This is a genomic window from Pristimantibacillus sp. Z349TD_6 (assembly GCF_056173205.1).
Genome location: NZ_CM149662.1, coordinates 6,750,937 through 6,763,058, shown reverse-complemented (window position 1 = coordinate 6,763,058; position 12,122 = coordinate 6,750,937). Strand labels below are relative to the sequence as shown.

Here is a 12,122-nt window from a genome sequence, read left to right as displayed (position 1 = left end):
GTCAGAGAGCTCCTTCCGAGCTTTGGAATGTCGTTAGCTTCTTAAGATTTTTTAAGGATATGGCGCATCCAAGGATGGCGACTGCAATATAAATAGAAATTGGAATGGCGGAAATGAAATGAAGATATAACTCTTTGTTTAGCTGCAGGAGAGTCAGATTCAAAATAAACCAGCCTGCAATGAGCACATATTTCATCATGTCCGAATGCACGCTGACCATGATGTACAAGAAAGCAGCAGAGAAAAGAAATAGTGAGGCGGCTGACAGCGATATTGCGAATAAAACGTTTAGTTGGCTGTAAATGATGGCTGCCGCGACAATTAAAACCGCATTAACGACCATGCAGGCGAGGCTGAATACAAGCATCCTCAGCGAGGCAAGCTGGTACACATTATACTTGCAGGTCATTTCTGTCTCATACGTATCGCTGTACTTTCGGCGGACAAAAAATAGGAGAGCGATGACGAGATACAAAACGGGAGATCCGATGAATATGGCTGAATATAGGTCTTCACTCAGTACTCTTGTACGTTCAAATGCGGTGAGTGCGAACCAGATGATAAGAGCGAACCCGGCAGTTAGCGCAAAGACGATTTCTGTCCAGTCATGGAACAGATGCCTGAAGCCGAGACGACGATACATCGTTCGTAAATAGTGATAGAACGTTTGCTTTGGTACAAGGCCAGCTGCAACAATGCTGCGGATATGCTGTTCCATCTCAAGTTCATCCGGCAGTTCGACTTGCTGAAATTTTTGCTCATTCATTGCTGTCGCCTCCAAGCTGTTTTTTTAGCCTTCTGATCATGGCGTAGTATTTGGTCTTCGCTGTTGATTCTGGAATATTGAGCAGCGGCGCAATGTCAGAGAACGTGTACTCAGCAAAAAACTTCAAGCGGAAAATATGCTGTGAGGCAGCATCCATTTGATTTACCTGGAGCATTATCGTTTCAATCTGCTCTCTTTTTTCTATTTCCAATGTAAAATCGCCGTCATCTGGCATTTCCTCCTCTATCGGAGCGGTATGACGGGTATAGCTGTAATATTTGGAGCGATAGTAGTCGACGATTCGGTTTGTGGCAAGCTTGTACAGCCAAGTACGGAAGGAACCGCGGGCGCCGTCAAATTTTCCAATCGACTGCAGCATATGAATGAAAATGTCCTGTGTAAGATCCATGGACAGCTGTTTGTTCGTTGTTTGCCTGTACGCGTAGCTGTACATTTCCTTGTAGTACCGGGAAACGAGTGCATTCGCTGCCGTTTCACTGGATTGTCGCTGAACTTGCTTGATCCATGCTGCTTCTGTGTCCATATCGCTCTCTCTTTCCCACATAGTAAATTGCCGCTTGCTTGTATATTCGAAGTCCGGTCAGAAATAGTTTGCATGCACAGAAAGATTCTGTATATTTAATTGTCTTTGAGCTTGAATTTTGCTACAATTTTTATCAGGTTATATTTGGAAGGGGAATCAACACTATGCCAGTTACTTTGTAATAGTTTAATCTACAATTCTATTTTTACTATTACAAGGAAACAAAGCAAAGTGTGTTATACATCACATCATGCGGCGAATCCTTGTGATTTGCTGCTTTTTTTGTGATTTATGATGCTTCTCTATATTCTGCTTTGTATTCCTTCTATACATTAGGAGGATATCGATGAGTCATTCACAAAATACAGGCAATAGCATTTTAACTATAGCGTGCAAAGATATTATTTTGAGAGAGTATCAGGTCGAGGATTTAGATGCTCTGCATAATCTCACTTGGCAGCCTCATTTTCATAAATTTTTGCTGGATTGGAATGTTTCTAAGGAACAAAGGACAGACTGGTTCAACCATTATGAAATACCAGAAAACCTGCGTTTTTTAGAAGCGGTATCCAAAGATGGCGATATTGGAGAGCTGCGTCTGCGACTGAGTATAATATCCAGAGATACTGGCGAATTTATCGGTATTTGCGGGACAGGAATATTGGATAAAATATCGCCGCCAAACAGAGAGATTTTTTATGGAATTTCAAATGATCATAGAAATAAGGGTTACACGACTCAAGCTGCAAACGGATTAATTAACTATTTATTTGAAAATACGAATGTCGAGGAGCTCGTGGCTATCGCTCAGATACGCAACGTACCATCGAATAAAGTGATCCTAAAATGCGGTTTTGAATTTCAAAACAATATCGTTATTGAAAATAGGGAATACAGTTACTACAAACTTAAGCACATACAACATTCACAAATTTTCTGATTTAATTCAGTGTAAAGGTATAGGAATAAAGAGCACTTAAAGCTATAATGGTTTTTAGTATATCATTTACAAAAGGACATGGGCCGTTAATGACTGTTTGGTCCAGCCGAAAAATAACTTTTAAGGAGTACTCGAAATGACTAAAACGCTTATCTTCGGGCACAAAAACCCGGATACCGACACGATTACATCAGCGATCGCATACGCTGAGCTAAAAACAAAGCTAGGTGCTGACGTTGAGGCGATTCGCCTTGGAGACGTTAACGGCGAAACACAATACGCACTTGATTATTTCGGCATCCAAGCACCTCGTTTGATCGAGAATGTTGCTGATGAGACTGACACGGTTATTTTGGTCGATCATAATGAGCGTCAACAATCCGCAAACGATATCGACAGCGTACGTGTACTTGAAGTAATCGATCACCACCGTATTGCTAATTTCGAGACAAGCCACCCTGTATATTTCCGCGCTGAGCCTGTAGGCTGCACAGCGACGATTTTGAATAAATTGTACAAAGAGAACGGCGTTGAAATCCGCAAAGAAATTGCTGGCCTTATGCTGTCTGCTATCATTTCTGATTCCTTGCTGTTCAAATCGCCAACTTGCACGGAGCAAGATGTAGCAGCCGCTCGCGAGCTTGCTGAAATCGCTGGCGTTAATGCAGAAAGCTATGGTCTGGACATGCTTAAAGCAGGCGCGGATCTTAGCGACAAAACGATTGCACAGCTGATTTCCCTAGATGCGAAAGAATTCGCAATGGGCAGCTACAAAGTAGAAATTGCGCAAGTAAACGCGGTTGATACAAACGATGTTATTTCTCGCCAAGCTGAGCTGGAAGCAGCTCTTAACGATATTATTGCTACAAAAGGTCTGGATCTGTTTGTGCTTGTTGTAACGGACATATTGAACAATGATTCCGTAGCGCTGGCACTTGGCGCTCAAGCCCACGCGGTTGAGAAAGCTTACAACGTAACGTTGGTAGACAATAAAGCGGTACTCAAAGGCGTTGTTTCCCGCAAATCGCAAATCGTACCTGTTCTTACAGAAACGCTAAGCAGCCTGTAAGAAACAGCGAGGCAGCAGCCGTTTGCCAAAAAAATAGCAGTCTGAAGCTTGGATTTCAAGTTTCAGGCTGCTTTTGTTTTGCTATACTAGAGAAGAAGGAGCGGATGACATGTTTACTGTAACAGAATATAGCGCTGAATTAATGAAGGACCCGTTTGGCATTTTGTCAGGAAAGAGGTATGAATTCATTCTTGATCTGGATGTAGCGGATGATGATGAGCTTTATCATGATGAGGGCGTGACGCTCCGTGTCATTTATGTAATCGAAGAGGATGCAGCCCGCATCGCGAAGTATGAATTTCTAACTACTTCCTCCAACAAGTACATTGATTTTGAGCTGGAAGAGGATGAAGAGAAGATGGTACTGGCGTTTTGTCAGGAGCATTTTGACAAGCCGGAGGAATAAACAGCCTTTTAGCAGTTGAATTATAATACATAATTCAGTATGGAGCAGGGCTGGCAGCGTTTTTTAGCCATGTCATCGATTAGCTGACATTGGCATAGATTAAAAAACCGATAAGAGGCAGCACCCAAATGAGCGGTACCATTGCGATGGTAACCGCTATTTTCATTTTGTTGAACCGATAAAGCACCCAGCTTGCAATAATGGACAAAATAAGAGCTACCGGATAAAGCCAAATCACAATAAATAAAAGCACAGGCCAGAATAGATTTTCTGAACCTGGCGAGTCGAACATCATAACAGACATTAACGCGACAAAAAGCCAAACAATCGTAAACATTCCGAACAAGATTTGGCTAATTAGCATTGAAAGAAAAACCTTTTTGTTTTTCATCACTCAACCCCCTTTCCCCCAAATATTATTAAAGCAAGCCTCGCGGATTTGTACAAGTGAAATTGTTACTTTCTGCCTATCCTCGGTTCCCTTTGTTATTTGTCACCCCTTAACCGCATAAAATTCAAAAACAGCTATTTTTTGCGGTGCATGCAGAGAGGAGCAGGTGATGAACAGGGCAAATAAGGATATTGAGCTGGCAGAGCGATTTGGCGCCCATAATTATCATCCCCTGCCGATTGTGATTAGCAGCGCAGAGGGCATATGGGTGCAGGATTCAGAAGGTGCTCGCTACATGGATATGTTGAGCGCTTATTCGGCATTGAATCAAGGGCATCGACATCCTCGGATCATTAGAGCGTTAAAGGAGCAGGCGGATAAGGTCACGATTACATCACGAGCTTTTCATAATGAGGCACTTGGTGCGTTTTGCGAGAAGCTGGCAGCCTATACCGGCAAGGAACGAATTCTTCCTATGAATACAGGGGCAGAGGCAGTTGAGACGGCGATCAAAGCTGTACGTCGCTGGGCTTACAGCGTCAAGAAAATACCGAATGATCAAGCTGAAATCATCGCTTTTGAGGGCAATTTCCATGGCAGAACACTGACACTGACGTCTTTCTCCTCAACGGAGGAATATAAGCAAGGTTACGGCCCCTTTACACCTGGATTTCGTGTTGTTCCATATGGCGATTTAGAGGCAGTGAAGTCGGTGATGCAGCCGAATACCGCTGCGATATTGATTGAGCCAATTCAAGGCGAGGCGGGCATTCGGATTCCTCCGGATGGATTTCTTGCTGCTGTTGCTCAGCTATGTGCAGAACAGCAGGTGCTGCTTGTGGCAGATGAGATTCAAACCGGCTTCGGGCGTACAGGACGAAAATTTGCATGCGATTGGGAAAATGTCATTCCTGATATTTATATTATGGGGAAAGCGCTGGGTGGAGGGGTCATGCCTGTATCGGCTATCGCCGCGAACGGGAGCATTATGGATGTATTCGAGCCGGGCTCTCACGGTTCAACCTTTGGAGGAAATCCGCTTAGCTGCGCTGTTGCGATTGCAGCGCTTGAAGTAACCGAAGAGGAAGGGCTGGCGGAACGCTCGCAGCTGTTGGGGCAGTATTTGTTGAGTAAGCTTGCTACATTGCGCCATCCGGACATTGCTGAAATTAGAGGACGCGGATTGTTCATCGCTATTGTGCTTTCGACGCCTGCAAGGCCTTATTGCGAGAAGTTGATGGAGCTGGGGCTGCTGTGCAAGGAAACACATGAGCATGTCATTCGGTTGGCACCGCCGCTCATCATCACGGAAGAGGAGCTCGACTTTGCCTTCGAACAAATTCAAACGGTCTTCGCGAATAGCATACAGGCAGGAGCGTGACGGCGATGAGCATTCAACAGGTGGCAATCGTTGCTGTTCCTTTTGGGAAAGGGGCAGGGAATCCCGGTGCGGAGCTTGGTCCAGCGCATATATTGCAGGCGGCAGAGCTTAGCCGCATGCTGGCGGAGCTTCACATCCCGCATCGGTTAGCGGGTGAGATTGGCTTAATCACTCCAATACCGCCGCTTCAATCCGTAAATGCCAAACATTTATCTGAGGTGCACGAAGTGACCAGCCGATTGTCTGAACGCGTATCGGAGATCGTTGCGGCAAGGGAATTCCCGTTAGTGCTAGGCGGAGATCATAGCATTTCCATTGGGACGATTGCTGGCTTAGCCGAGCATTATAAAAATCTTGGAGTCATTTGGTTTGATGCGCATTCGGATTTGAATTCGGAGGATACAAGTCCATCGGGCAATATACATGGAATGTCGCTGGGCATCAGCCTTGGCAGAGGCATCCCATTGTTAACGAATTTAAGAGGATTTTCACCCAAAATAAAGCCAGAGCATGTCGCGATTGTCGGAGCCAGATCGCTTGATTCCGGTGAGAAGGCCTATATCCGATCTTTAGGCATCGCTTGTTATACTATGCATGATATTGATCGCCATGGTATTGCACGCGTAATGGAGAAGGTAATACAGCAGCTTAAGCAAACGACTGATGGCGTCCACGTCAGCTTTGACATTGATAGCCTTGATCCGGTTGAGGCACCGGGTACGGGCACGCCTGTCAGGGGCGGGCTCAGCTACCGTGAAGCGCATCTTGCACTTGAGCTTCTTTATCAATCGGATCTGGTCACATCAGCCGAAGTTGTGGAAGTTAACCCAAGCCTCGACCATAATGACCAGACGGCTAAGCTTGCGGTGGAGCTAATTGGCTCGCTGCTGGGCGAACAGATTTTGTGAATCAGGAGAAAGCGCCTCAAGCGACTAGCAAAGATTCGAATGAGCAGGAGGAACTGAGCTATGCGAGAGCCATATCAGAACGAACCATTTACCGATTTTTCGGTAATCGACCATATTAATGATTTTCAGGAGGCGCTGCGCAAGGTTGAACTGGAGCTGGGCCAAGAATATTTTCTAAGGATTGGAGCTGACCGCATCGAGACGATTCAAAAGCGAAAATCAATCAATCCCTCTGATGTTGGGCAGCTTGTAGGAATCGTCTCACAGGCGGATTCCGAGCTGGCGCATAAAGCCATACTTGCCGCCGCAGAGGCTTTCGAGCATTGGAAGAAAGTGACGCCTTCTGCGAGGGCGAGAGTATTGTATAAAGCAGCGACGTTACTGCGAAGGCGTAAGCACGAGTTTTCTGCATGGCTCGTTTATGAAGCGGGCAAGAGCTGGGCGGAGGCCGACGGAGACACAGCCGAAGCCATCGATTTTTTGGAGTATTATGGGCGGGAGATGGAACGGCTTGCAGAGCGTCAGCCTATTGTTGCTGCAGCAGGCGAGGATAATGAGCTAGTCTATATCCCGCTTGGCGTTGGCGTTATAATTCCGCCATGGAATTTTCCGCTTGCGATTATGGCTGGTATGACCATGGCGGCGGTTGTTGCCGGCAATACGGTAGTATTAAAGCCGGCCAGCGCGACGGCTGTTATCGCGGCGAAATTTGTTGAGCTGCTGGAGGAGGCAGGGCTGCCTGACGGTGTTGTGAATTTCTTGCCCGGCGCGGGAAATGAGGTGGGTGATTTTTTGGTGGAGCATCCATTAACCCGCTTTATATGCTTTACGGGGTCAAGGGAGGTTGGCCTGCGTATTAACGAGAAAGCCTCTACCGGCCAGCCGGATCAGAAATGGTTGAAACGCATCGTTGCAGAGATGGGCGGCAAGGATACGATTATTGTTGATGCGGAGGCGGATCTTGAGCTGGCGGCCGATGCGATTACAGCATCCGCTTTCGGTTATGCTGGACAGAAATGCTCGGCCTGTTCGCGTGCTGTTGTGCATGAACTCGTCTATGACGAGGTTATTGACAAGGTTGTTGAACGAACAAAACGGCTAAAGCTTGGGAAAGCAAGCGAGCAGTCTACTTACGTTGGACCGGTCATTGACGAGCGAGCCTACATGAGTATTTTAAAATATATCGAGGTTGGGCGCAGCGAAGGAATCATCGTGCATGGCGGCAAAATTGGAGATAGCAGCGGTTATTTCATTGAACCTACAATCATTAAGGATGTCGCTCCGCTTGCCCGCATCGCGCAAGAGGAAATATTCGGGCCAGTACTCGCTTTTATTAAAGCAGGCAGCTTTGACGAAGCGCTTGCTATCGCGAACAACACCGATTATGGGCTGACGGGTGCCGTCATCTCGCGGAACCGCAGCAGATTGGAGCAGGCCCGCGAGCAGTTTCATGTCGGCAATCTTTATTTTAACCGCAAGTGTACAGGTGCCTTAGTTGGCGTCCATCCTTTTGGCGGATTTAATATGTCAGGTACAGATTCGAAAGCTGGCGGGCGTGATTACTTGCTGCTCTTCACGCAGGCGAAGGTTGTATCAGAAAAATTCTAATCGTTATAGGCGAGCGGATTGGGCTATCAAACTGCCGATCCGTTCAATGCCGCTCTCAATGTTCCCCTCAATCACATTGGTCACATTAAGCTTCAATAGATTTGCCCTCTGAAAAGTAGACAAGTAGTCACGATCCATGGCATCAACCAGTATGTCCTCCTTGCGCAATTTGCTGATTAGAAGCGGGACAGAAATGGTCTCATGAAGCAAAATATGAGTATGAACGATCGGATATTTGGATCGCTCATAGGTGAAGGCACCTTTGCTGCGTGAAGCTTCCTTCGCAAGCGCCGTATCGAGAAGCTTCGCCCTTGCCGAGTATTTCCCGCGGATTTTGGCGCGATGACGCTCGAACATGCCGCTGCGCAAATAGATTTCAAGAGCGGCTTGCGACAGCATGGAGCTGTCGATGTCGTCTTGTTTTTTGTATAGTCGAAACGCTTGTGCAAGTAAATCAGGAATGACCGCAATACCGATCCGCAGGCCGGGAAATATAATTTTGGAATAGCTCTTTAAATAGATGACATGAGAGGAGTCGTTATAAGCATAGATCGGATCGGCTTTGCTGTTCTGCTCGAAATCAGCTAGAAAGTCGTCTTCAACGATATATACATCGTATTTGGCGGCCAGCTTAGCGAGCAGCTGCTTCTCTTTCTTCGAATAGGAGCAGCCAAGCGGGTTGTGAAACCGCGGCATCGTATAAAAAAACTTAATGTCCTCTGTGCGAAAGATCTCCTCCAGCCTGTTGAAATCAATGCCGGCGAAACGACGTTCGATGCCGATTACGGGTATATGCCGTGTTTGTAAATACTCTATAAACAGATGATAACCTGGCTGCTCAATCAGCACCTTCTGCTTGCCGCTCGGAAATGGCATAGATGCAAGCAGAGACAGCGCCTGTTGAACCCCGGAGACAACAAATATATTGCGCTCTGGCGCAAACACCTGATAGCTCATCAATTGCTTGCGAACGATATCAATTAAGGAATCCATTCCTTTGGCGGTGCCATAAACAAATAAGTCCTTCTGGTAAGTATCGATTGCTTTATTAATGCAATGCTGAAAATCCAAATAAGGAAACAATGCCGGATCGGGCGCCGATGCTGCAAAGTTGAGCAGGCGAGCTGCTTCATCTTGAGCGGCGTTCATCCCTTTTACAACAAAATAGCCGCTTCTTGGCATCGCATAAATGAGATGGCGTTTCTCCAGCTCATCCAAAGCTTTAATAATTGTGCTCTTGCTGCAATTGAACTGCTCTGCCAGCGCTCGAATGGAAGGGAGCTTCTGCCCATCTTTATAGGGCTGCTTTGCAATAAGCTCCTCCAGCTCATTCATGAGCTTTAAATAAAAGTACATTTTAACAGTACCTCCTGCCATCTGTACCGATACAGATGGCTTTTTTGTATATTGTAGCATGTGCAGCTTTGGAGATACGATACCTATATAAAGCGAACAGTTACTAGGAGGTAGACCATGATGACAACACACAATAATTTGAAGTCGAAACGGCTTGCGTATACAGCGATTATTGTTTATTCCACTATCGTAGGGCTTTCTTTTCTTTTCGGGAAATTAGCCTTGACGGTTACAAGTCCGCTGGACAGTCTCGCCCACCGTTTCACCATATCTTTTATTGCGGCAACAATACCAGTCTTATTCGGTTGGATCAAGCTGCAGCTTAAAGCACGGGATATGCTAAGCATTCTTCCGCTAGCTGTCTTTTATCCGTCGATGTTTTTTGCTTTCCAAGCCTATGGATTACAGTTTACATCCTCCGCAGAAGCAGGCATTATTCATGCCACAGTGCCTATTTTCACGATGATTGCCGCAGCGTATTTCTTGAAGGAGCGGACGACTAAGGTACAGAAGCTATCGACCCTGCTCTCCGTTGTTGGGGTTATATTCATCTTTGTCATGAAGGGGACGTCAATCGATATTTCTAATGTAAAAGGCACCTTGCTCATACTTTTGTCAGCTCTTTCCTTGGCAGGCTACAGCGTACTAGCGAGGCGACTCTCAGGTCGCATGAAGGTAATGTCGATGACGTATATGATGACGGCTATTGGCTTCCTTGTATTTAACTTTATCGCAATAAGTCAACATGTCGCCAAAGGAACGATTGCTCATTATTTTGAACCATTTGCCAGTCCAGTGTTCCTCCTATCGATATTATATTTGGGCGTACTCTCTTCGCTCGTATCCAGCTTGCTCAGCAATTACGCCTTATCCAAGCTTGAAGCGTCTAAAGTGAGCGTATTTAATCATCTGGCTACGTTGGTCTCTGTTATCGGTGGATTTGTGTTTCTCGGCGAGAAGCTGGCATACTACCATTTCATTGGCGCTGCAGTTATCCTTGTTGGTGTGCTGGGCACGAACATGGGGGCATTCGGTAAAAGAAAGGGAACATCTTCGATAAGTGTTTCTCAAAAGGTGGAACGATAACAGAAGGCAGCGATTCCATCTGAGTCGAACAGCTGCTGCCGGAAAGCTTAGTTATACTCATTCTCTACGCTGACAGCTGCTCTAATAATGGATATGATTAGGTTTGTAGGTTATTAGAAGCGGCGTTAAGGGGATGATCAAGTGATCGAGAATAAGGATACATGGATTGTGGAAGCGGATTTTACAAGCATGCAATCAGCAATGGAAAAGGGATGGATAAGCTCAGAAGAGCTGGTCCAGCTATATATGGAGCGAATCAGCAAATATGATGGCGTTCTTCGATCTATTTTGGAAACGAACCCCGATGCCATTGAGATTGCCAAAGCTTTAGATAAAGAGCGACAAGAAAAAGGGAGTCGTGGCAGCCTGCACGGTATTCCGATTTTGCTCAAGGACAACATCGATACACACGACAATATGCACACAAGCGCGGGATCCGTAGCTTTAGCGAATTCATATGCTGCGGAAGATTCCTTTGTTGCTTCGCAATTACGTGCCGCAGGAGCGGTTCTGCTAGGCAAAGCGAACATGACAGAATGGGCTAATTTCATGTCAGGCACGATGTGGGCGGGATACAGCTCAAGAGGAGGCCTTGTGCTTAACCCATATGGTCCGGGAGAACTGTTCATTGGAGGCTCAAGCTCGGGATCGGGCGCTGCGGTTGCCGCCAACTTGGCAGCTGCTGCAATTGGCACGGAAACTTCGGGCTCCATCATTAGCCCTGCAAGCCAAACGAGCCTAGTAGGAATTAAACCAACGATAGGCTTAGTAAGCCGAACTGGCATTATACCGATTACAAACAGTCAGGATACGGCAGGCCCGATGACTAGAACGGTAACGGATGCGGCTATTCTTCTTGGAACATTGGCAGGCGCCGATGAGCGAGATGCGGTTACGGTAAATGGGGCAAAGCAAGCTCAATCCGACTATACGCCATTTCTTGATGCTAGTTATTTAAAGCAAGCAAGGATCGGAATTCCGCGCTTTTATTATAAAGATTTGGACGAAGACAGGCTTGCGATCATGGAGTCGGCTATTGCGGTTTTGAAACAGGCTGGCGCGACGATTATCGATCCCGTTGAGCTGCCGTGTGAGAAGGTTGATTGGGATTGGCATGTGCTGCGATATGAATTCAAAAAATATATCAATGACTACCTCGGCAAGCTGGATGAATCGGTTCCTGTTCATTCCTTGAAGGAGCTAATTGCTTATAACGAAGAGCACGCAGACATTGCTTTAAAATATGGGCAGGATACGCTGCTGTCGGCGGAGGAAACGAGCGGAACGTTGACCGAACAGGAATATGTCGATAGTATTTTGAGAAATAAAGAGCTGGCAGGCAAGCATGGAATTGACTTCGCTTTACAGGGGCATCAACTGGATGCTTTGTTGTTTCTAGGCAATGATGATGGCGATGATCTTGCCGCAAGAGCGGGTTATCCGGTCATTACCGTGCCTGGCGGTTATGCGGAGAAGGGAATCATTGCCGAAGGCGGTTATACGACCAAGGGACCGCAGGGGGTCACCTTTATTGGTACAGCCTTTAGCGAGCCTACCTTAATTAAACTAGCCTATGGCTTTGAGCAGGCGACCAAGCATCGTGTATCTCCGTCAGCTTTTAATTGAATAGCTTGAAATAAGCAGGCGTAAACAACGGATATAATCCG

General features: G+C 46.3%; 12 protein-coding genes. 8 read left to right on the top strand and 4 right to left on the bottom strand.

Going from position 1 to position 12,122, the window contains the following annotated elements; all coding sequences use genetic code 11:
• Position 1 precedes the first annotated feature (1 nt).
• Positions 2-766, bottom strand: a complete 765-nt coding sequence (locus AC0VYE_RS29290) for a hypothetical protein (protein WP_475444223.1) — start codon at positions 764-766, stop codon at positions 2-4.
• Entirely contained in the window at positions 759-1,310 is a 552-nt protein-coding gene (locus tag AC0VYE_RS29285) for an RNA polymerase sigma factor (protein WP_076267268.1), read from the bottom strand. The genes AC0VYE_RS29290 and AC0VYE_RS29285 overlap by 8 nt, the downstream gene beginning before the upstream one ends.
• 346 nt (positions 1,311-1,656) lie before the next feature.
• On the opposite strand from AC0VYE_RS29285, the gene AC0VYE_RS29280 reads away from it, so the two are divergent.
• The 3 genes from AC0VYE_RS29280 to AC0VYE_RS29270 all read left to right on the top strand — a co-directional run bounded on the left by AC0VYE_RS29280 (position 1,657) and on the right by AC0VYE_RS29270 (position 3,725).
• On the top strand, positions 1,657-2,250 hold the full coding sequence (locus tag AC0VYE_RS29280; RefSeq protein ID WP_076267267.1) for a GNAT family N-acetyltransferase: 594 nt from the start codon (positions 1,657-1,659) through the stop codon (positions 2,248-2,250).
• Positions 2,251-2,386: 136 nt separating this feature from the next.
• Positions 2,387-3,319: a manganese-dependent inorganic pyrophosphatase gene (locus AC0VYE_RS29275; protein WP_076267266.1), complete on the top strand. Its 933-nt coding sequence runs from the start codon at positions 2,387-2,389 to the stop codon at positions 3,317-3,319.
• A gap of 109 nt (positions 3,320-3,428) precedes the next feature.
• Positions 3,429-3,725, top strand: coding sequence for a DUF6509 family protein (locus AC0VYE_RS29270; RefSeq protein WP_475444220.1), 297 nt, complete (start codon positions 3,429-3,431; stop codon positions 3,723-3,725).
• Positions 3,726-3,804: 79 nt separating this feature from the next.
• Here the strand turns inward: AC0VYE_RS29270 and AC0VYE_RS29265 are convergent, their stop codons facing one another.
• Positions 3,805-4,116, bottom strand: coding sequence for a hypothetical protein (locus tag AC0VYE_RS29265; RefSeq protein ID WP_475444218.1), 312 nt, complete (start codon positions 4,114-4,116; stop codon positions 3,805-3,807).
• Positions 4,117-4,285: 169 nt separating this feature from the next.
• On the opposite strand from AC0VYE_RS29265, the gene AC0VYE_RS29260 reads away from it, so the two are divergent.
• The 3 genes from AC0VYE_RS29260 to pruA are packed head-to-tail and all read left to right on the top strand — an operon-like array spanning position 4,286 to position 8,013.
• Positions 4,286-5,497 (top strand): ornithine--oxo-acid transaminase, encoded by a 1,212-nt coding sequence (locus AC0VYE_RS29260; RefSeq protein WP_475444216.1) that lies wholly within the window; start codon positions 4,286-4,288, stop codon positions 5,495-5,497.
• Between the two features lie 5 nt (positions 5,498-5,502).
• The gene (rocF, locus tag AC0VYE_RS29255) at positions 5,503-6,405 is read left to right on the top strand and encodes an arginase (RefSeq protein WP_475444214.1); all 903 of its coding nucleotides are present in this window, start codon (positions 5,503-5,505) and stop codon (positions 6,403-6,405) included.
• A gap of 60 nt (positions 6,406-6,465) precedes the next feature.
• Positions 6,466-8,013 carry an L-glutamate gamma-semialdehyde dehydrogenase gene (pruA, locus tag AC0VYE_RS29250; RefSeq protein ID WP_076267261.1) on the top strand — a complete coding sequence of 516 codons (1,548 nt, stop codon included), beginning with the start codon at positions 6,466-6,468 and terminating at the stop codon, positions 8,011-8,013.
• Positions 8,014-8,016: 3 nt separating this feature from the next.
• Here the strand turns inward: pruA and AC0VYE_RS29245 are convergent, their stop codons facing one another.
• The gene (locus AC0VYE_RS29245; RefSeq protein ID WP_076267260.1) at positions 8,017-9,369 is read right to left on the bottom strand and encodes an aminotransferase-like domain-containing protein; all 1,353 of its coding nucleotides are present in this window, start codon (positions 9,367-9,369) and stop codon (positions 8,017-8,019) included.
• 117 nt (positions 9,370-9,486) lie between these two features.
• Here AC0VYE_RS29245 and AC0VYE_RS29240 point away from each other — a divergent pair, with 117 nt between their 5' ends.
• Together AC0VYE_RS29240 and AC0VYE_RS29235 are read left to right on the top strand one after the other, a co-directional pair.
• Complete coding sequence (locus AC0VYE_RS29240) at positions 9,487-10,455, top strand: DMT family transporter (RefSeq protein ID WP_256710836.1); 969 nt, start codon at positions 9,487-9,489, stop codon at positions 10,453-10,455.
• A gap of 141 nt (positions 10,456-10,596) precedes the next feature.
• Entirely contained in the window at positions 10,597-12,081 is a 1,485-nt protein-coding gene (locus tag AC0VYE_RS29235) for an amidase family protein (protein WP_475444211.1), read from the top strand.
• The last annotated feature ends 41 nt before the right edge of the window (positions 12,082-12,122 follow it).